Here is an 18,704-nt window from a genome sequence, read left to right as displayed (position 1 = left end):
AGGGCGTCAAGCGAAACTTGGGCATGACGTCCGGCGCTGGTCTTGGCATGTTTGCCCATCCAGCTTATCCCGACGCCCGAGTACAGCACCCGATGCCGATCGCCGATTTCGTCCACCTGCGCGTCCACTCCGCCTATTCGCTCTCCGAAGGGGCGATCAAGATCAAGGAGCTGGTCAAGATCTGCCAGAAGCAGGAGATGCCGGCCGTCGCCGTCACCGACACCGGCAACCTGTTCGGCGCGCTGGAGTTCTCGTTGGCCGCCATGGATGCCGGCGTGCAGCCCATCCTGGGCTGCCAGCTCGGCATCCGGCGCATGGGACCGGCCGCGAACGGCGGCGGCAAGCCGGTGGGGAAGGGGCTGAACCTGCCCGACCAGCTGGTGCTCCTGGTCCAATCGGAGATCGGGTACCAGAATCTGACGAAGCTGATCAGCAAGGCCTTCATGGAGAGCGATCCTACGTCGGCTCCCCAGCTGGCCCTGCAGGATCTGGAAGGATACACCGACGGTCTGATCGCCTTGACCGGCGGACCTTCCGGATCGATCGGGCGCCTGTTCGCCGAGGGTCACAAACCGGTCGCGCGCGATGTCGCCGAGCAGCTGCGCCGGCTCTTCCCCAACCGGCTCTATGTCGAGCTGATGCGCCACGGGCTGGAGTTGGAGGACCGCATCGAGCCGGATCTGGTCGACCTCGCCTATGAGCTCGACCTGCCGCTGGTCGCGACCAACGACAGCTTCTTCTCGACCGAGGATATGTACGAGGCCCACGACGCGCTGCTCTGCATCGCCGAGGGCTCCTACGTGGTCGAGGCGGAGAGACGGCGCCTGACGCCGGAACACCGCTTCAAGTCGGCCGCCGAGATGCGCGAGCTGTTCGCCGACCTGCCGGAGGCCGTCGACAACACCCTGGTCATCGCGCGCCGCTGCAGCTACCTGCTGAAGCCGATCAAGCCGATTCTGCCCGCTTTCCAGGCGGCTGCCGAGGGTGGCAGGACCGAGCCGGAGGAATTGCGCCACCAGGCCCACGAGGGCCTGACCCTGCGGCTGGAGAAGCAGGTCTTCACGCCGGAGATGACGGCGGAGCAGCGCGCGGAGATCGAGAAGACCTATCGCGAAAGGCTCGACTTCGAGCTGAACGTGATCGAGAACATGAAGTTTCCCGGTTACTTCCTGATCGTCGCCGACTTCATCAAGTGGGCGAAGCGGCATGACATCCCCGTCGGCCCGGGCCGCGGCTCGGGCGCCGGCTCGGTCGTGGCGTGGTCGCTGACCATCACCGACCTCGACCCCCTGCGCTTCGGCCTGCTGTTCGAGCGGTTCCTGAACCCCGAGCGCGTGTCGATGCCCGACTTCGACATCGACTTCTGCCAGGACCGCCGCGACGAGGTGATCCGCTACGTGCAGGGCTATTACGGCCATGACCGCGTCGCCCAGATCATCACCTTCGGTAAGCTCCAGGCGCGCGCCGTGCTGCGCGACGTCGGGCGCGTGCTCCAGATGCCCTACGGGCAGGTCGACAAGATCTGCAAGCTGGTGCCCAACAATCCGGCCAATCCCGTGACCCTGGGACAGGCGATCGAGGGCGAGCCGATGCTTCAGCAGGCCCGGGATTCGGACGAGACCGTCAAGCGCCTGATCGAGATAGCGCTTCGCCTGGAAGGACTGTTCCGTCACGCCTCGACCCACGCCGCCGGCGTGGTGATCGGCGACCGCCCGCTGGACCAGCTGGTGCCGCTCTACCGCGACCCGCGCTCCGACATGCCGGTCACGCAGTTCAACATGAAGTATGTCGAGCAGGCCGGGCTGGTGAAGTTCGACTTCCTCGGCCTGAAGACCCTGACCGTGCTCCAGCGCGCGGTGGAGCTGATCACCGAGCGCGGCGACGTCATCGACCTGTCCAACCTGCCGCTCGACGACGTCAGGACATACGAGATGATGTCGCGCGGCGAGACGACCGGCGTGTTCCAGCTTGAAAGCTCGGGAATGCGCGACGTGCTGCGCCGCCTGAAGCCGAACCGGTTCGACGACATCATCGCGCTGGTTTCGCTCTACCGTCCCGGCCCGATGGACAATATCCCGACCTACATCGCGGTGAAGAACGGAGAGAAAGCGCCGGATTACATGCACCCCTGGCTGGAGCCGATCCTGAAGGACACCTTCGGGATCATGATCTACCAGGAACAGGTCATGCAGATCGCCCAGGTGCTGTCCGGCTATTCGCTCGGCGGCGCCGACCTGCTCCGCCGCGCCATGGGCAAGAAGATCCAGGCCGAGATGGACGCCCAGCGCAAGCTGTTCATCGACGGCGCCGTGGGCAAGGGCGTGGACGGCGAGCAGGCCGGCCTGATCTTCGACCAGGTGAACAAGTTCGCAGGTTACGGCTTCAACAAGTCGCACGCCGCCGCCTACGCGCTGGTCGCCTACCAGACCGCCTACCTGAAGGCCAACTACCCGGTGGAGTTCCTGGCCGCCTCCATGACGCTCGACCTGGGCAACACCGACAAGCTGAACACTTTCCGGCAGGAGTTGGTCCGCCTCAAGATCCGGCTGCTGACTCCCGACATCAACAAGTCCAACCCGGTCTTCCGGGTGGAGCTGCTGCCCGACGGCGAGCGTGCGATCCGCTACGCCCTGGCCGCCGTCAAGGGCGTCGGCATGCCCGCCATGGAGGCGGTGGTGGCCCGGCGGAACGAGGGCGGCCGCTATAAGGACCTGTTCGACCTGGCGCGCCGGCTGGATACCAAGGTGATCAACAAGCGCCAGCTGGAGAACCTGACCTGCGCCGGCGCGTTCGACAGCCTCAACGGCAACAGGCGGCAGGTCCACGGCGGCATCGAGACGCTGATCCGCTACGCCCAGGCCGCGGCGGCCGAGCGTGAGAGCGGGCAGTCCAGCCTGTTCGGCGGCGGGGGCGGCGTGACTCTCAAGGTTCCCGACCTGCCCAAGGTGGCCGATTGGGACCAGCTCGACCGGCTGGCACACGAGTTCAATGCCATCGGCTTCTACCTGTCGGCCCACCCGCTGGACGGCTTCGCCAAGCCCCTGTCGCGTCTGCGGGTGGTCAGTTCGGCCGATCTGCTCAAGAAGGCGACCGGCGGCGGCTCGACTCGCTTTCCCATGGCGGGCGTGGTGATCAACCGGCAGGAGCGGGTTGCCAAGAGCGGCAACCGCTTCGCCTTCGTCAGCCTGTCTGACTCCACGGGCGTCTACGAGGTGACCCTTTTCTCGGAGCTGCTGGCGACCTCCCGGGAGTTGCTGGAGCCGGGCAAGAGCGTGGTCCTGATGGTCGACGTCCAGGTCACCGGCGAGGACATGCGGCTGACCTGCCATGACGTGAAGCCGCTCGAGGACGAGGTCGCCCGTGCCGCCGAGGGGCTGCAGATCATCCTCAGCCAGCCGGAGGCGGCCCCGCACCTGCGCAACATCCTGGACCAGATCGGACGGGGCCGGGGCAAGATATCGATCCTGGTGGATGTCGGCGGGATGCGAGAGGCCGAGATCGCCCTTCCCGGGGCCTATGCCGTGTCGGCGAAAGGCAGGGCCGCCATCAAGGCGATCCCCGGCGTGGCGGACGTGCTCGATCTTTAGGCGTTTCCTCCGGGAGCGCACCGCGCGAAGCATGCGGATATGGTTGCCAAACGCGGGACGCCGGGCTATCTATCGCCCGTCGCAAAACCTCACGCGGGCTTGCGGTCCACTGGCTCATAGGCCGGCGGCCCGCTCCGGTGTTCGCATGTCGTGAACCACGCCCGCGGCGGAGTAACCGGAAAAGGACTGTTTTCCATGCCGATGCCTTCATTCACCATGCGCCAGCTCCTGGAAGCCGGCGTCCACTTCGGCCACCACACCCGCCGCTGGAACCCGAAGATGCAGCCGTATATTTTCGGCGTGCGCAACGGCGTCCATATCATCGACCTCGAGCAGACCGTTCCCATGCTGCATCGCGCCATGAGCGCGGTCCGCGACGTGGTGGCGGGCGGCGGGCGCGTGCTGTTCGTCGGCACCAAGCGCCAAGCTCAGGAGAAGGTCGCCGACTCCGCCTCGCGCTGCGGCCAGTACTATGTCAACCACCGCTGGCTCGGCGGCATGCTGACGAACTGGAAGACCATTTCCCAGTCGATCAAGCGTCTCCGCGAGATGGAAGAGCGCCTTCAGGACACCAACATCGGCCTGACCAAGAAGGAAACCCTCCAGCTCACCCGCGAGCGCGACAAGCTGGAACGGGCGCTCGGCGGCATCAAGGAGATGGGCGGCCTGCCGGACATCCTGTTCATCATCGACACCAACAAGGAGTCGATCGCGGTTCAGGAAGCCAACAAGCTCGGCATCCCGGTCGTCGCGGTGATCGACAGCAACTCCGATCCCGACGGCGTCGCTTTCCCGATCCCGGGCAACGACGACGCGCTGCGCGCGATCGACACCTACTGCGAGCTGGTTTCCGGCGCGGTCCTTGACGGCCTGCAGGCCGAGATGATCGCGTCGGGCATCGATGTCGGCGAGCAGGCCGAAGGCGTCGAGGAAGAGCTGCCGGCGGACGAGGACGTCGTCGTCGCCGAGGCCACCGACGGTGCCGACGGCGAAGCCGCGGTCTCGGAAGGCGCCCAGGCCTGATCCGTCAGATCGGGCAACCGGGCGCTTGGGTGCGTCCGGTTGCCCTTATTTTTATCTACTGACTACGATCATTCAGGAAGAGGTCCAAGATGGCCGAAATCACAGCCTCGCTCGTCAAGGAACTGCGCGAAAAGACCGGCGCCGGCATGATGGACTGCAAGAAGGCGCTGACCGAGACGTCGGGCGACCTTGAAGGTGCCGTCGACTGGCTGCGCAAGAAGGGCCTCGCCGCCGCCGCCAAGAAGGCCGGCCGGGTCGCCGCCGAGGGTCTGGTCGCGGTCGCCACCTCCGACACCGTCGGCGCCGCGGTCGAAGTCAATTCCGAGACCGACTTCGTTGCCCGCAATGACCGGTTCCAGGCATTCGCCAACCAGGTCGCGCAGCTGGCGCTCGAGGGTGACGGCACGATCGAGGCGCTGCAGCAGCAGGCGTTCCCCGGCACCGACCGCAACGTCGCGGACGAGGTCACCAACATGGTGGCGACGATCGGCGAGAACATGAACCTGCGCCGCGTTTCGCGGATCGCCGTCGGCCAGGGCGCCGTCGCCAGCTACGTCCACAACGCGCTGGCCCCGAACCTGGGCAAGATCGGCGTTCTGGTCGGCCTGGAGTCCACCGGCGACCGTGCCCGCCTTCTGGAACTCGGCAAGCAGATCGCGATGCACATCGCCGCGGCCCGTCCGGAAGCGGTGAACATCGAGGATGTCGACGCCAGCTCGCTGGAGCGCGAGAGGAGCGTTCTTGCCGATCAGGCGCGCGCCAGCGGCAAGCCGGAAGACATCATCGCCAAGATGGTCGAGGGCCGGCTGCGCAAGTACTACGAGGAAGTGGTGCTTCTGGAGCAGGTCTACGTCATCGACGGCGAGAACAAGGTCCGCAAGGTCGTCGATGCGGTAGCCAAGGAAATCGGCGCCCCGATCAAGGTCGTAGGCTTCACCCGGTTCGTCCTGGGCGAGGGCATCGAGAAGGAGCAGTCCGACTTCGCCGCCGAGGTCGCCGCGCAGGCGAACGTCGGCCGCTGAGGCTCATGGCGGCCGCTCCCCGGGGCGGTCGCCGGCTCCAACGAGCGCTGGCTGAGGGGTTACCTTTGATGACTGCGATGGAGGGGGCTATGCCCACCAACGCCCGGTATGGTCGCGTCCTGCTGAAGATTTCCGGCGAGGCGCTGATGGGCAATCGGGAATACGGGCTTGACCCCGAAATCGTCGACCGCGTCGCCGACGAGGTGAAGTCGGTCGTCGGCATGGGCGTCGAGGTCTGCCTGGTGATCGGCGGCGGTAACATCTTCCGCGGCGTCTCGGGTGCCGCGACGGGGATGGAACGGGCGACGGCCGACTACATGGGCATGCTCGCGACGGTGATCAACGCGCTGGCGATGCAGAGCGCGCTGGAGCGCAGGAGCGTCCAGACCCGCGTGCAATCAGCCATCCCCATGGCCAGCGTCTGCGAACCCTACATCCGGCGGCGCGCAGTGCGTCACATGGAGAAGGGGCGGGTCGTGATCTTCGGTGCCGGAACGGGTAACCCGTTCTTCACCACCGATACCGCGGCGGCTTTGCGCGCATCCGAAATGGGCTGCGACGCGCTTCTGAAGGGCACCAAGGTGGACGGAGTCTACTCCGCCGATCCCAACAAGGACCCGTCGGCTCAGCGTTTCGAGACGTTGACCCACCTTGAGGTTCTGGCGAAGGATCTCCAGGTGATGGACGCCTCCGCCATTTCGCTGGCGCGCGAGAATAAAATACCCATCCTAGTGTTCTCGATCCATACGGCCGGAGCCTTCGCCGAAGTCATGGCGGGGCGCGGCAAGTTCACGATCATCACGGAAGAGGGCTGAACTACCGTGGCAGACCCTGATATTGACTCGCTCAGCCGCCGCATGGACGGCGCCCTGGAATCGCTGCGCAAGGAATTCGGCGGGCTGCGCACCGGCCGCGCCTCCGCCAGCCTGCTGGAACCGATCACCGTCGAGGCCTATGGCCAGCAGATGCCGATCAATCAGGTCGGGACCATCAGCGTGCCCGAAGCGCGGCTGATCACGGTGCAGGTGTGGGACCGCGGCATGGTCAAGGCCGTCGAGAAGGCGATCCGCGACGGCGGACTGGGGCTGAATCCACAGACCGACGGCCAGAACGTGCGCGTGCCGATCCCCGACCTGAACCAGGAACGCCGGGCCGAACTGTCCAAGGTCGCTTCCCGCTATGCCGAGCAGGCCCGTGTCGCCGTGCGCAACGTGCGCCGCGACGGGATGGACATGCTGAAGCGCATGGAAAAAGGCGGGGACATCAGCCAGGATGAACACAAAACCTGGGCCGACGAGGTCCAGTCCATGACCGACGCCCACATCAAGAAGATCGACGAAGCGCTCGCGGCCAAGGAAAAAGAGATTATGCAGGTCTGACCTCGATGCAGGGGACTTTGACAACGACGGGCACCTTGCCGCAGCACGTAGCGATCATCATGGACGGTAACGGCCGCTGGGCGAAAGCCCGCGGCCTGCCGCGGACCGCAGGGCATCGCAAAGGCATCGAAGCCGTACGGCGGACGGTGGAGGCTGCCCGTGAACTGGGCATCCCCTACCTCACCATGTTCGGATTCTCATCGGAAAACTGGCGGCGGCCGGAGGGCGAGGTTTTCGACCTCATGCAACTCCTCCGGTTCTACCTGCGCAGCGAGATCGCAGAACTTCACAAGAACGGTGTCCGCCTGCGGGTGATCGGAGATCGCTCCCGCCTGTCCGGCGACATCGTCACAATGATCGAGAACGCGGAGGAACTGACCCGCGGAAACCGCGAGTTGAACCTGACCATCGCGCTCAGCTACGGCGCCCGGCAGGAGATCGCGAATGCCGCCCGGCAGATGGTCAGGGAAGCCCTGGCAGGGCGGCTCGACCCCGAGGACGTGACCGAGGAGTCCTTCTCGGGCCGCCTGCTGACCCGGGACATTCCCGATCCCGACCTGTTGCTGCGCACCAGCGGCGAGCAACGGATCAGCAATTTCCTGCTGTGGCAATTGGCCTATACCGAGCTGGTCTTCGTCGATACGCTGTGGCCTGATTTCACGAAGCGCGATCTGGAAGATGCAATCCGAGAATTCAACCAGCGCGACAGGCGCTACGGCGCAGTCGGGACTCGGTAGAACGGGAAACCTGCGTACCAGGATCCTCTCGGCTCTGGTTCTCGGACCCATCGTTCTTCTGGCGGTCTATCTCGGCGGCTGGATCTTCGAAGTCCTGATCCTGACCTTCGCCGTCCTGGCGGTCGCGGAGTGGACCCGTCTGGTCGAGCCGGACCGATCCAGGTGGATCGCTTCGCTGCCCGTGGCGGCGGTCGCGGCGGTCCTGATCGCGGACTTCATCATGGGGGCGACAGTGTCGCTCCTCCTGGCGGCCATCCTGACGGTGGCGCTGCTGGGTTATGCCTGGATGTCCCATTCGGACCACCGCTGGCTTTTCTCCTTCGGCATTCCCTACATCGTCTTCGGCAGCGTCTCCCTGATCTGGGTCCGGGGCGATCCGGAGGACGGGTTGGGACTTCTGATTTACCTGCTGTTCTGCATCTGGGCGACCGATATCGGCGCCTACGCCGCCGGCAAGAGTATAGGCGGACCGAAGCTGGCTCCCCGCATAAGCCCCAAGAAGACCTGGGCCGGGCTGGTCGGCGGCATGCTGAGCGCCGCGGCGTTCGGTGCCGGCGTCGCCGTGGCGTTCGATGCCGAGCGGCCCTGGCTGGCGGCCGTGCTGGGCATGGTGCTCGCCGTGGTCGGCCAGATCGGCGATCTGTTCGAGTCGGGCATCAAGCGCCGCTTCGACGTCAAGGACAGTGGGCGTCTCATTCCCGGCCACGGCGGTCTGCTCGACCGCGTGGACGGACTTATTGTCGCAGCGCCGGTCTTTGCGCTGTTCCACGCGACTTTGGGGAAAGCTCTCGCATGGTGGTAGCAGGCGCGCGCACGTCGGAGCGGACCGGATCTCCCCGGCGAGTCACGATCCTCGGATCGACCGGCTCGGTCGGCCGCAACACGGTCGACCTGATCTCCCGCGATCCGGGGGCCTACGCGGTGGAGGCGCTGACCGCCGGCCGCAATGTCGCGCATCTGGTAGAGCAGGCCAGGACGCTGCGCCCGGCGCTGGCGGTGATCGCCGATCCCGCAGGCTACCAGCCGCTGCGAGACGCGCTGGCCGGCAGCGGGATCGAGGTTGCCGCCGGACCCGAGGCGGTGGTCGAGGCTGCCCAGCGACCGGCCGACTGGGTCATGGCCGCCATCGTGGGCGCCGCCGGGCTGGAACCGACCCTGGCCGCCGCCCGGCGCGGCGCCATCGTCGCCTTCGCCAACAAGGAGTGCCTGGTGTGCGCCGGGCCGTTGATGATGGACCTGGTGCGGGACTCGGGCGCCACGCTCCTGCCGGTCGACAGCGAGCATAACGCGATCTTCCAGGTGTTCGACTTCGATCGGCGCGAATCGGTCCGGCGCCTTCTTCTGACCGCGTCAGGCGGACCGTTCCGGCAGTCTTCCCGGACCCACATGGCCGAGGCCGGGCCGGAGCAGGCATGCGCCCACCCGACTTGGCGGATGGGCGCCAAGATCTCGGTCGACAGCGCCACCATGATGAACAAGGGGTTGGAGATCATCGAGGCGCACTTCCTGTTCGCCATGCCCGAGGAGCGCATCGACGTGGTGGTCCATCCCCAGTCGGTGATCCACAGCATGGTGGAATATGTCGATGGCTCGGTGCTTGCCCAACTCGGCACGCCCGACATGCGGACGCCCATCGCCTTCGCGCTGGGGTGGCCGAAACGGATCCCCACGCCGGCAGCTCCCCTCGACCTGATCAGCGCAGGCACGCTGACGTTCGAGGCGCCGGATCCGCAGCGATTCCCGGCGCTGCGCCTTGCCCGCCACGCCTTGCAAAGCGGCGGAGGCGCTCCTACAATTTTGAACGCGGCGAACGAAGTGGCCGTCCAGGGATTCCTGGAAGGGCGCATCGGCTTCCTGGACATCGAGCGCGTGGTTGAGCAAACGCTGGAGCGGGTGCCTCATTCCCGCCTTGATCATCTGGACGATGTGCGCCACATCGACGCGGAAGCTCGCCGTGAAGCGGGCGAAAACTTGGCCCGTTGCAGCGAATGAAACCCTGAGCCGCGGGCGGCGGGAGAACCAATGGAATTCCTCACCGGTCTGTGGACCTACGTCATCCCCTTCCTGGTCGTGCTGACCGTGCTCGTGTTCGTTCACGAACTCGGCCATTACTGGGTGGCCCGCCGTAACGGCGTGCGCATCGAGACCTTCTCGATCGGTTTCGGCCCGGAACTGTTCGGCCGCACGGATCGAGCGGGCACCCGGTGGAAGTTCAGCGCGATTCCGCTCGGCGGCTACGTCAAGATGTTCGGCGACGCCGACGCGGCCAGCACGCCCAGCGGCGCGGTCAGGACCATGACCCCGCAGGAACGCGAGGTTTCCTTCTTCCACAAGCGCCTGGGTCAACGCGCCGCCATCGTGGCGGCCGGTCCGATCGCCAACTTCCTGTTCGCCATCATCGGCCTGACGCTGCTTTTCTCGCTCTACGGGCAGCCCTACACGCCGCCGGACATCGGCACGGTGCAGGAGCAGAGTGCGGCCGCCCGCGCGGGCATCCTGCCGGGCGACGTCATCGTGGAGATCGACGACCAACCGATCGAGCGTTTCGAGGAAGTCCAGCAGATCGTCCGGTTCAATCAGGGAACCCCCCTGGCGCTGGTGGTCGAGCGCGACGGCAACCGCGTTCCGCTGTCCGTCACCCCCGAGGTCACGGAGATCACCGACCGGATGGGGAATACCCACTCCATCGGCCTGCTCGGGATCGGCCGGGCCGGCATGGAGTACCGCAGGCACGATCCGCTGACGGCCCTCTGGCAGGCCGGACGGGAGACCGTCAACCTGACCGTGGGCACCCTGGGCGCCGTCGGCCAGATGATCTCTGGCTCGCGCGGGACCGAGGAGCTGGGCGGCCCGCTGCGCATCGCGCAGATGTCCGGCGAGGTGGCGCAGAGCGGCGTCGTGGCGCTGGTCTGGTTCATGGCGATCCTCTCGGTCAATCTCGGCCTCATTAACCTTTTTCCCATCCCGATGTTGGACGGCGGCCACTTGTTGTTCTATGCCGTTGAGGCGATCCGTGGTAAGCCGCTCGGCGACAGGGCTCAGGAATATGGCTTTCGGATTGGTTTGGCCCTGGTGCTCACCTTGATGGTCTTCGCGACCTGGAACGACTTGGTGCACCTGCGTGTGGTCGACTTCTTCCGTGACCTGATTTCCTGACGGGATAGGAAGTTATTGGGGGTTTCAGTTGGGGCTGAACAGGTTTTTGGCAGCCTGCGTGCTGGCTGCGTGCACGACGACGGCTACGTCGACCATCGCACTGGCCCAGGGGCTGCCGACCACGGTGGCGCAGGCCAATTTCTCCGGCGGTACCATTTCGGACATCCGGGTCGAGGGCACCCAGCGAATCGAGCCGACGACGGTACGTTCATATCTGGTGGTCCGTCCCGGCGATCCGTTCAATCCGTCACGGATCGACGACTCGCTGAAGGCCTTGTTCGCCACCGGCCTGTTCGCCGACGTCACCCTGCGTCGCGAGGGCAACACCCTCGTCGTCAACGTGGTCGAGAACCCGATCATCAACCGGATCGCCTTCGAGGGTAACCAGCGGATCGAGGACGCCGACCTGGAGCGCGAGGTCCAGCTCCGGCCCCGCGTCGTCTATACCCGGACGCGGGTGCAGAACGATGTCCAGCGCCTGCTGGAGATCTATCGGCGCAGCGGGCGGTTCGCCGCGACGGTGGAACCGAAGGTCATCCAGCTGGACCAGAACCGCGTCGACCTGGTGTTCGAGATCGACGAGGGTGCGCGCACCGGGGTGCGGCGGATCAACTTCATCGGCAACGAGATGTTCAGCGACAGCCGGCTGCGGGAGGAGATCCAGACCCGCGAGTCGCGCTGGTACCGGTTCCTGACCACCGACGACACCTACGATCCCGATCGTCTCACCTTCGACCGCGACCGGCTGCGGCGCTTCTACCTGTCGCGCGGCTATGCCGATTTCCGGGTGGTCTCGGCCGTAGCCGAGCTGACCCCCGACCGCGACGGTTTTTTCATCACCTTCACGGTCGAGGAGGGCGAGCGCTACCGGTTCGGCAAGATCGGGCTGGAGACCGAGCTCCGTGACCTCGACGCCGAGAGCCTGCGTGACCGGCTGACCACCGAGGAAGGCGACTGGTACAACGCCGAGGAGGTCGAGACCTCCATCGCCAACCTGACCAACGCGGTCGGCGACCTCCAGTATGCCTTCGTGGACATCCAGCCGCGGATCGTCCGAAACCGCGAGACCCGGACGATCGACGTCATCTACGAAATCGGCGAAGGCCCGCGCGTCTTCGTCGACCGGATCGACATCACCGGCAACGTCCGCACCCTCGATCGGGTGATCCGGCGCGAAATGCTGCTGGTCGAAGGCGACCCGTTCAACACCTCGAAGCTGAGGCGGTCGGAGCGCCGCATCCGCGACCTGGGCTTCTTCGAGCGTGTCAACATCTCGACGGCGGAAGGCGTGCAGCCCGACCGGTCGGTCATCCAGGTCGACGTCCAGGAACAGTCGACCGGCGAGATCGAGATCGGCGCCGGCTTCTCGACGATCGACGGTCCGCTCGCCAATTTCGGCATCCGCGAGCGCAACCTGCTCGGCCGTGGCCAGGACCTGCGTTTCGCGGCGACCGTCTCCGGACGGACCCAGGAATTCGACCTCAGCTTCACCGAGCCCTACTTCCTGGAGCGCGACCTGGCGGCGGGCATCGACCTGTTCCGCATCACCCGCGATAACCAGGACGAAAGCTCGTACGACGAGGCCAATACCGGCATCGGCTTCAGGTTGGGTTATCCGCTGACCGAACGCCTGCGCCAGCGGCTGAACTACACCCTGCAACAGACGGAGATCGAGAACGTCGCGTCCGATGCCTCGCGCTTCATCCGCGAGCAGGAGGGAAGCCGTATCGTCTCGCTGGTCGGGCAGGAGCTGCTGTACGACGCGCGGGACAGCCGGATCAACCCGACGGAGGGTTACTTCGTCCGCCTCAACAACGAGGTCGCGGGCCTGGGCGGCGACGCGCAGTTCTCGCGCAACCGGCTGGGCGCCGGCGTCTACTTCCCGGTGACCGAAGGCACGGTCCTCAGCTTCCTGGGTGAGGTCGGGTTCATCGTCGGCATCGGCGAGGACGTGGCGATTTCCGACCGGTTCTTCATCGGCGGCGACAGCCTGCGCGGCTTCGCTCCCGCCGGTATCGGTCCGCGCGAACTGGTCAGCGACGACAGCCTCGGCGGCAACCGCTTTGCCCGCGGCAGCGTCGAGTTGGCTTTCCCGATCGGCTTGCCGGACGAGTTCGGCGTCACCGGCCATACCTTCACCGACTTCGGCACCCTGGGCGATGTCGACGCGACCGCCCAGAACGCGAGCGAACGTCTGGTCGACGACGATGCGATCCGGCTCTCGATCGGCGCCGGCATCTCCTGGCGGTCGCCGCTCGGCCCGATCCGCGTCGACCTGGCCTTCCCGATCCTGAAGGAAGACTATGACAAGAAGGAGCAATTCCGCTTCAGCTTCGGCACCAGGTTCTAAGCTGATGCGTGACCTGAGCGCCGCCGGAAAGGTCCTGATCGTTGCCGGTATGGCCCTGGCGGTCATCATGGGCGGTTATCCGGGCGGGGCGGCTGCCCAGCAGCTGCCCGCGACGGCCGTGGCTGTGGTCGATGTCCAGCAGATCATGCAAGTGTCGGCCGCCGCCCAGAGCATACAGAAGCAGCTCGACGCACAGCGTCAGACGTACCAGAAGGAAATCTCGAAGCAGGAGGAGAACCTTCGCGCGGCGGAACAGGAGTTGGGGCGCCAGCGCTCCAGCCTGGCTCCGGAGGCGTTCGAGCAGAAGCGCCGTGAGTTCGAGCAACAGGTCGCCGATGTCCAGCGGTCGGTCCAGACGCGGAAGCGCGTACTGGACCAAGCCTTCAACGAGTCCATGAAGAAGCTGCACGAAACCATGCTGGAAGTGGTTGCGGAAGTCGCCGGTGAACAGAAGGCCAGCCTCGTGCTGGCCAAGCAGCAGGTGGTCATCGCCGAGAAGTCGCTGGATCTGACCGGATCGGTGCTCGACCGTTTGAACAAGAAGCTGCCCACGGTGGCGGTCACCGTACCCAAGAGTTGACTTGACCTACAGGCCTGATTTGGGAACAAGCAACCGATCGGAACCCAACGAAGAACGGAGCCATGCCGGACCCTCGATTCTTTACCGCCGCAGGCCCCTTCACATTGGAACGGCTGGCCAGCGTCGCCGGTGCTGAGCTGGCTCCTGGAGCCGATCCCGCAGCCGAGTTCACCGACGTCGCCCCGCTGGATGCCGCCGGCCCCGGGGACGTCAGCTTCCTGGACAACAAGAAATACGTCGGAGCGTTCGAGGCGAGCCGTGCCGGCGCCTGCATCGTCCATCCCGACCTGGTTTCGAAAGCCCCGCCGGGAATGGCCCTCCTCGTCACGGCGAAGCCGTACCGGGGCTATGCGCTGGTCGCGCAGGCATTCTACCCGGTGCCTGCCCCCAGAGCCGGGGTTTCGCCCCATGCCATCGTCGATCCGACCGCCGAGATCGGAGAGGGGACGGAAGTCGGTCCGGGAGCAGTCATCGGCGCCGGGGTCCGCATCGGTGCCCGCTGCCGGATCGCGCCTAACGCGGTGATCGGCGACCGGGTGGAGGTCGGCGACGACACCATCATCGGAGCCTGCGCTTCGCTGAGCCATTGCCTTGTCGGCAGCCGGGTCAACATCTATCCGGGCGCCCGGATCGGCACCGACGGTTTCGGCTTCGCCATGGATCCCACCGGGTATGTCCGGGTGCCGCAACTCGGCCGCGTCATCGTCGAGGACGACGTGGAGGTCGGAACCAACTCGACGATCGATCGGGGAGCCGGACCCGATACCGTGATCGGGCGCGGGTCGATGATTGATAATCTGGTCCAGATCGGGCACAACGTGGCCATGGGGCCGGGATGCGTGATCGTCGCGCAATCCGGCATCTCGGGCAGCACCCAGCTCGGTCATCATGTGGTGCTGGCGGCACAGGCCGGCTTGGCCGGGCACCTGAAGATCGGCGCGGGCGCGCGCATCGCCGCCAAGGCCGGCGTGATGCGTGACATTCCACCCGGCGGCGAGGTTGGTGGAGTCCCGTCGGTTCCCATGAAGCAATGGTTGCGTCAGGTCGCGGTGTTGGCGAACCTGACCCGCGGGAAATCTACCCGCCTCAAGGAAGAATGACATGGAAGTAACTTCCGCCACCCAGGCGACCGACCATCAGGGCAGCGAAGAGCAGCGCGGCATCGATATAGACATCCTGCGGGTCATGGAAATGATCCCGCATCGATATCCAATGCTGATGATCGACCGTGTCACCAACGTCGTGGCCAATGTGAGCGCCGTGGGCGTCAAGAACGTCACGATCAACGAGCACTTCTTCCAGGGGCATTTTCCGCAGCGGCCGGTGATGCCGGGCGTCCTCATCGTCGAGGCGATGGCTCAGACCGCCGGTGTCCTCGTGGTGCATACCCTGGGAGCGGACGCCGAAGGCAAGCTGGTCTACTTCATGTCGATCGACGACGCGCGTTTCCGCAAGCCGGTCACTCCTGGCGATACCGTCTATATCCACGTGACCAAGCTCCAGCATCGGCGTAACGTCTGGAAGTTCAAGGGCGAGGCCAAGGTGAACGGCGTCCTCTGTTCGGAGGCGACCTTCGCCGCGATGATCCTGGATGAGTGAGCGAATCCCTGCCATGAGCGAGAGCATCCATCCGACGGCGATCGTCGATCCAGCGGCCCGCGTCGGGTCGTCCGTGGTGATCGGCCCCTTCTGCGTGGTCGGCGCGGACGTGGTGTTGGAGGATGGGGTCCGCCTGCATTCCCACGTGGTGGTCGAGGGGCGGACAAGGGTCGGCCCGGGTACCCAGATCTTCCCTTTCGCGTCGATCGGCCATGCACCCCAGGACCTGAAGTTCCACGGCGAGCCTTCTGAGCTGATCATCGGCGCCAATAACCGGATCCGCGAGCATGTCACCATGAATCCCGGCACCGAGGGTGGCGGAATGGTGACCCGGGTCGGCGACAACTGCCTGTTCATGATGGCGTCCCATGTGGCCCATGACTGTATCATCGGCAACAATGTGATCCTGGCCAACAACGCGACCCTGGGCGGTCACGTCACGGTCGGCGACCACGCGATCCTGGGCGGCTTGTCGGCGGTCCACCAGTTCGTCCGGATCGGTGCCCATGCCATGATCGGCGGGATGTCCGGCGTGGAGCAGGATGTCATTCCGTTCGGACTGGTGATGGGGGAACGCGCCCGCCTGAACGGCCTCAACCTCGTCGGCCTGCAGCGCCGCGGCTTCGGCAAGGACGATATCCGTGCCTTGCGGGCAGCCTACAAACTGCTGTTCGCCGCGGAGAAGACGCTGGCCGAACGGGTCGAGCAGGTCGGGACCGATTTCGGGGACCAGCCCGTCGTCAGCGATATCCTGTCCTTCATCCGCGCCGAAGCCTCGCGCCCGATCTGCCAGCCCCGTGCGGAGAATGCCTCCTAAGCTTGGCATCATCGCCGGGGGCGGCGACCTGCCGCTCCGGCTGGTCGAGGCCTGCCGTTCCGCCGGGCGCGAAGTGTTCGTGCTGGGATTGGAGGGGCATGCCGACCGCGATGCGGGCAAGCTCCCCGTCGACCGCTGGTCACGCCTGGGCGCCGCGGGCGCCATGCTCGACGCCCTGCGCCAGGCCGGGGTCCGCGATATCGTCCTGGCCGGCCGGGTGCGCCGGCCCAGTCTGGCCGAGCTGAAGCCGGACTGGCGCGCGGCCCGCTTGTTCGCCCGCATCGGCGCCCGCGCCTTGGGCGACGACGGTCTCCTGAGGGCCGTGACCGGCGAGCTCGAAAGCGAGGGGTTCCGGGTGGTGGCGACACAGGATGTCTTCCGAGATCTGCTGACGCCCATCGGTAATCTGGGAATGCATGGTCCGGACGTTCAGGCGGAAGCCGACATCGCCCGCGGGATAGCCGTAGTCCGGGCTTTGGGCAGCCTGGATGTCGGGCAGGCAGTGATCGTGCAGCAGGGGATCGTCCTGGGGGTCGAAGCGATCGAGGGCACCGATGCCTTGATCGATCGATGCGGCGGCCTGCGCCGCGACGGACCCGGCGGCGTGCTGGTCAAGATGAGCAAGCCCGGACAGGACGTCCGCTTCGACCTTCCCACCGTCGGGACGGTCACCGTCGAGCGCTGTGCCGCAGCGGGACTGCGCGGGATCGCCGTGGAAGCTGGGAAGAGCATCATGCTGGACCGCGAAGCCATTGCCGAACTGGCCGATGCGAGGGGCCTGTTCATCGTCGGCCTGGAAGTGCCGCAGTGACGGAACAGGGTCCTCTGATCTTCCTGATCGCCGGCGAACCTTCGGGCGATCTTCTGGGTGCCCGACTGATGGCGGCGCTGAAGCGCCGCGCCGACGGCCCGGTCCGGTTCGCCGGGATCGGCGGGGAGCGCATGATCGCCGAGGGGCTCGACACTCTGTTCCCGCTTCATGAGCTGTCGCTGATGGGGATCGCGGAACTGGTGCCGAAATTGCCCAACCTGATCCGGCGGCTGGCCCAGACTGCCGCGGAGATCCGCCGCCGAAGGCCGGAGGTGGTGGTCACGATCGACGCACCTGATTTCTGCTTTCGTATCGCGAAGCGACTGAAAGGGCAGGGCATCCCGTTCGTGCATTATGTGGCGCCCAGCGTCTGGGCGTGGCGGGCCGGCCGGGCGCGCAAGGTCGCCCGCGTGCTTGATCATCTGCTGGCGCTGCTTCCGTTCGAACCGCCCTATTTCGAGCGGGAAGGCCTGCCTTGCACCTTCGTGGGCCATCCTATCGTCGAGGGAGGCGCCGCGTCGGGCGATGGCCCGCGATTTCGCGCCGTCCACGGCATCGCGCCGACGGACCGTCTGCTGACGGTGCTGCCGGGGAGCCGCCGGAGCGAAATCAGCCGGCTCCTGCCGGTCTTCCGGGAGACGATCGGGCGCTTGGCGCCGCGCTATCCGGACTTGGTGATCGCCGTTCCGACGGTCCCTCATGTGCGCGACAGCGTAGCCTCGGAGATATCCCGCTGGCCGGTGCGGACGATCCTGGTCGAGGGGGACCAGGGCAAGTACGACGCCTTCGCGGCATCGGAGGCGGCGCTGGCGGCTTCCGGCACGGTGGCGCTGGAACTGGCCCTGGCCCGCCTGCCGGCGGTGATCGCCTATCGCATGCACCCCGTCACCATCGGCCTGTACCGCCGCTTCATCCGCGTCAAGTACGCCAATCTCGTCAACATCATGCTGGACCGCATGCTGGTTCCCGAGTTGCTGCAGGAGAACTGTACCCCGGAGAAGCTCGATGCGGCCCTCACGAAGCTGCTCGATGATCCAGAGGCCCGCCGGGAACAGCGGGACGGGGTCGCCGAGGTCGCGCGGTGGCTGGGACTTGGCGGACCACCGCCAAGCGAACGGGCCGCGGATGTCGTTCTCGCAGTCGTGAAGGGGCGGAACGGCGCGGTCCAACGTTAATCAACAGGTCAAGAAAACGGAGGGAGACACATGGCCAAATTCCGCATGTTGCACACGATGCTTCGGGTCTATGACCTGGACAAGTCGATCGATTTCTACACCCGCCTGCTCGGCATGAAGCTGCTGCGGCGCAACGATTACGAGGGCGGACGCTTCACCCTGGCCTTCGTCGGCTACGGCGAGGAGTCGGACCACACGGTCCTGGAACTCACCCACAACTGGGACCAGAAGGAGCCGTATGATCTCGGTAGCGCTTACGGCCACATCGCCATCGGCGTGCCGGACATCTACGCCACCTGCAAGGAGCTGGAGGCGGAAGGCGTCAAGATCCCGCGCCCGCCCGGCCCGATGAAGCACGGCACCACGGTGATCGCGTTCATCGAGGACCCGGACGGGTACAAGGTCGAGTTGATCGAGCGGAGCTGACATGAAAAGGGCGCCCTTTCCCGTTTTGGAAAGGGCGCCCTT

17 protein-coding genes are annotated in these 18,704 nt (G+C 66.0%); all 17 read left to right on the top strand.

Annotated elements, in window-relative coordinates:
- Positions 1-92: 92 nt before the first annotated feature.
- The 17 genes from dnaE to gloA all read left to right on the top strand — a co-directional run bounded on the left by dnaE (position 93) and on the right by gloA (position 18,662).
- A complete protein-coding gene (gene dnaE / locus JL100_RS14490; RefSeq protein WP_202680395.1) occupies positions 93-3,587 on the top strand; it encodes a DNA polymerase III subunit alpha in 3,495 nt (1,164 codons plus the stop codon).
- A 195-nt stretch (positions 3,588-3,782) separates the two neighbouring features.
- Complete coding sequence (gene rpsB / locus JL100_RS14485) at positions 3,783-4,610, top strand: 30S ribosomal protein S2 (RefSeq protein WP_202680394.1); 828 nt, start codon at positions 3,783-3,785, stop codon at positions 4,608-4,610.
- A gap of 89 nt (positions 4,611-4,699) precedes the next feature.
- Positions 4,700-5,632, top strand: coding sequence for a translation elongation factor Ts (gene tsf, locus JL100_RS14480; protein WP_202680393.1), 933 nt, complete (start codon positions 4,700-4,702; stop codon positions 5,630-5,632).
- A gap of 89 nt (positions 5,633-5,721) precedes the next feature.
- Positions 5,722-6,447 (top strand): UMP kinase, encoded by a 726-nt coding sequence (gene pyrH, locus JL100_RS14475; protein ID WP_202680392.1) that lies wholly within the window; start codon positions 5,722-5,724, stop codon positions 6,445-6,447.
- Positions 6,448-6,453: 6 nt separating this feature from the next.
- Positions 6,454-7,011 carry a ribosome recycling factor gene (gene frr, locus JL100_RS14470; protein WP_202680391.1) on the top strand — a complete coding sequence of 186 codons (558 nt, stop codon included), beginning with the start codon at positions 6,454-6,456 and terminating at the stop codon, positions 7,009-7,011.
- A gap of 5 nt (positions 7,012-7,016) precedes the next feature.
- On the top strand, positions 7,017-7,748 hold the full coding sequence (locus JL100_RS14465) for an isoprenyl transferase (RefSeq protein WP_202680390.1): 732 nt from the start codon (positions 7,017-7,019) through the stop codon (positions 7,746-7,748).
- Positions 7,690-8,550 (top strand): phosphatidate cytidylyltransferase, encoded by an 861-nt coding sequence (locus tag JL100_RS14460; RefSeq protein ID WP_202680389.1) that lies wholly within the window; start codon positions 7,690-7,692, stop codon positions 8,548-8,550. The genes JL100_RS14465 and JL100_RS14460 overlap by 59 nt, the downstream gene beginning before the upstream one ends.
- Positions 8,541-9,740: a 1-deoxy-D-xylulose-5-phosphate reductoisomerase gene (locus JL100_RS14455; protein WP_202680388.1), complete on the top strand. Its 1,200-nt coding sequence runs from the start codon at positions 8,541-8,543 to the stop codon at positions 9,738-9,740. Before JL100_RS14460 ends, JL100_RS14455 begins: the two co-directional genes overlap by 10 nt.
- Before the next feature lie 30 nt (positions 9,741-9,770).
- The gene (gene rseP, locus JL100_RS14450) at positions 9,771-10,904 is read left to right on the top strand and encodes an RIP metalloprotease RseP (protein WP_202680387.1); all 1,134 of its coding nucleotides are present in this window, start codon (positions 9,771-9,773) and stop codon (positions 10,902-10,904) included.
- A 46-nt stretch (positions 10,905-10,950) separates the two neighbouring features.
- A complete protein-coding gene (bamA, locus tag JL100_RS14445; RefSeq protein ID WP_228421273.1) occupies positions 10,951-13,254 on the top strand; it encodes an outer membrane protein assembly factor BamA in 2,304 nt (767 codons plus the stop codon).
- Between the two features lie 4 nt (positions 13,255-13,258).
- On the top strand, positions 13,259-13,834 hold the full coding sequence (locus JL100_RS14440; RefSeq protein ID WP_228421269.1) for an OmpH family outer membrane protein: 576 nt from the start codon (positions 13,259-13,261) through the stop codon (positions 13,832-13,834).
- Between the two features lie 62 nt (positions 13,835-13,896).
- On the top strand, positions 13,897-14,934 hold the full coding sequence (gene lpxD / locus JL100_RS14435) for a UDP-3-O-(3-hydroxymyristoyl)glucosamine N-acyltransferase (RefSeq protein ID WP_202680384.1): 1,038 nt from the start codon (positions 13,897-13,899) through the stop codon (positions 14,932-14,934).
- An 85-nt stretch (positions 14,935-15,019) separates the two neighbouring features.
- Positions 15,020-15,433 carry a 3-hydroxyacyl-ACP dehydratase FabZ gene (gene fabZ, locus JL100_RS14430; protein ID WP_456115321.1) on the top strand — a complete coding sequence of 138 codons (414 nt, stop codon included), beginning with the start codon at positions 15,020-15,022 and terminating at the stop codon, positions 15,431-15,433.
- 13 nt (positions 15,434-15,446) lie between these two features.
- Entirely contained in the window at positions 15,447-16,250 is an 804-nt protein-coding gene (gene lpxA / locus JL100_RS14425) for an acyl-ACP--UDP-N-acetylglucosamine O-acyltransferase (RefSeq protein ID WP_202680382.1), read from the top strand.
- On the top strand, positions 16,240-17,061 hold the full coding sequence (locus tag JL100_RS14420; protein ID WP_202680381.1) for an LpxI family protein: 822 nt from the start codon (positions 16,240-16,242) through the stop codon (positions 17,059-17,061). Before lpxA ends, JL100_RS14420 begins: the two co-directional genes overlap by 11 nt.
- On the top strand, positions 17,058-18,236 hold the full coding sequence (gene lpxB, locus JL100_RS14415; RefSeq protein WP_202680380.1) for a lipid-A-disaccharide synthase: 1,179 nt from the start codon (positions 17,058-17,060) through the stop codon (positions 18,234-18,236). The genes JL100_RS14420 and lpxB overlap by 4 nt, the downstream gene beginning before the upstream one ends.
- A gap of 30 nt (positions 18,237-18,266) precedes the next feature.
- On the top strand, positions 18,267-18,662 hold the full coding sequence (gene gloA, locus JL100_RS14410; RefSeq protein WP_201080669.1) for a lactoylglutathione lyase: 396 nt from the start codon (positions 18,267-18,269) through the stop codon (positions 18,660-18,662).
- Positions 18,663-18,704: the final 42 nt, after the last annotated feature.

Origin of the sequence: Skermanella mucosa, from assembly GCF_016765655.2 — a bacterium.
GTDB classification, from domain to species: Bacteria; Pseudomonadota; Alphaproteobacteria; order Azospirillales; family Azospirillaceae; genus Skermanella; species Skermanella mucosa.
Note: the sequence above shows the minus strand (reverse complement) of the source record. Positions and strands in the feature narration are given on the sequence as shown.

Excerpts from the sequence above, each read along its gene's own strand:
- JL100_RS14455 (WP_202680388.1), top strand. The coding sequence starts at position 8,541 with ATGGTGGTAGCAGGCGCGCGCACGTCGGAGCGGACCGGATCTCCCCGG.
- pyrH (WP_202680392.1), top strand. The coding sequence starts at position 5,722 with ATGCCCACCAACGCCCGGTATGGTCGCGTCCTGCTGAAGATTTCCGGC.
- tsf (WP_202680393.1), top strand. The coding sequence starts at position 4,700 with ATGGCCGAAATCACAGCCTCGCTCGTCAAGGAACTGCGCGAAAAGACC.
- JL100_RS14460 (WP_202680389.1), top strand. The coding sequence starts at position 7,690 with ATGCAATCCGAGAATTCAACCAGCGCGACAGGCGCTACGGCGCAGTCG.
- JL100_RS14420 (WP_202680381.1), top strand. The coding sequence starts at position 16,240 with ATGCCTCCTAAGCTTGGCATCATCGCCGGGGGCGGCGACCTGCCGCTC.
- fabZ (WP_456115321.1), top strand. The coding sequence starts at position 15,020 with ATGGAAATGATCCCGCATCGATATCCAATGCTGATGATCGACCGTGTC.
- rseP (WP_202680387.1), top strand. The coding sequence starts at position 9,771 with ATGGAATTCCTCACCGGTCTGTGGACCTACGTCATCCCCTTCCTGGTC.
- JL100_RS14440 (WP_228421269.1), top strand. The coding sequence starts at position 13,259 with ATGCGTGACCTGAGCGCCGCCGGAAAGGTCCTGATCGTTGCCGGTATG.
- dnaE (WP_202680395.1), top strand. The coding sequence starts at position 93 with ATGCCGATCGCCGATTTCGTCCACCTGCGCGTCCACTCCGCCTATTCG.
- lpxD (WP_202680384.1), top strand. The coding sequence starts at position 13,897 with ATGCCGGACCCTCGATTCTTTACCGCCGCAGGCCCCTTCACATTGGAA.
- rpsB (WP_202680394.1), top strand. The coding sequence starts at position 3,783 with ATGCCGATGCCTTCATTCACCATGCGCCAGCTCCTGGAAGCCGGCGTC.
- gloA (WP_201080669.1), top strand. The coding sequence starts at position 18,267 with ATGGCCAAATTCCGCATGTTGCACACGATGCTTCGGGTCTATGACCTG.
- JL100_RS14465 (WP_202680390.1), top strand. The coding sequence starts at position 7,017 with ATGCAGGGGACTTTGACAACGACGGGCACCTTGCCGCAGCACGTAGCG.
- lpxA (WP_202680382.1), top strand. The coding sequence starts at position 15,447 with ATGAGCGAGAGCATCCATCCGACGGCGATCGTCGATCCAGCGGCCCGC.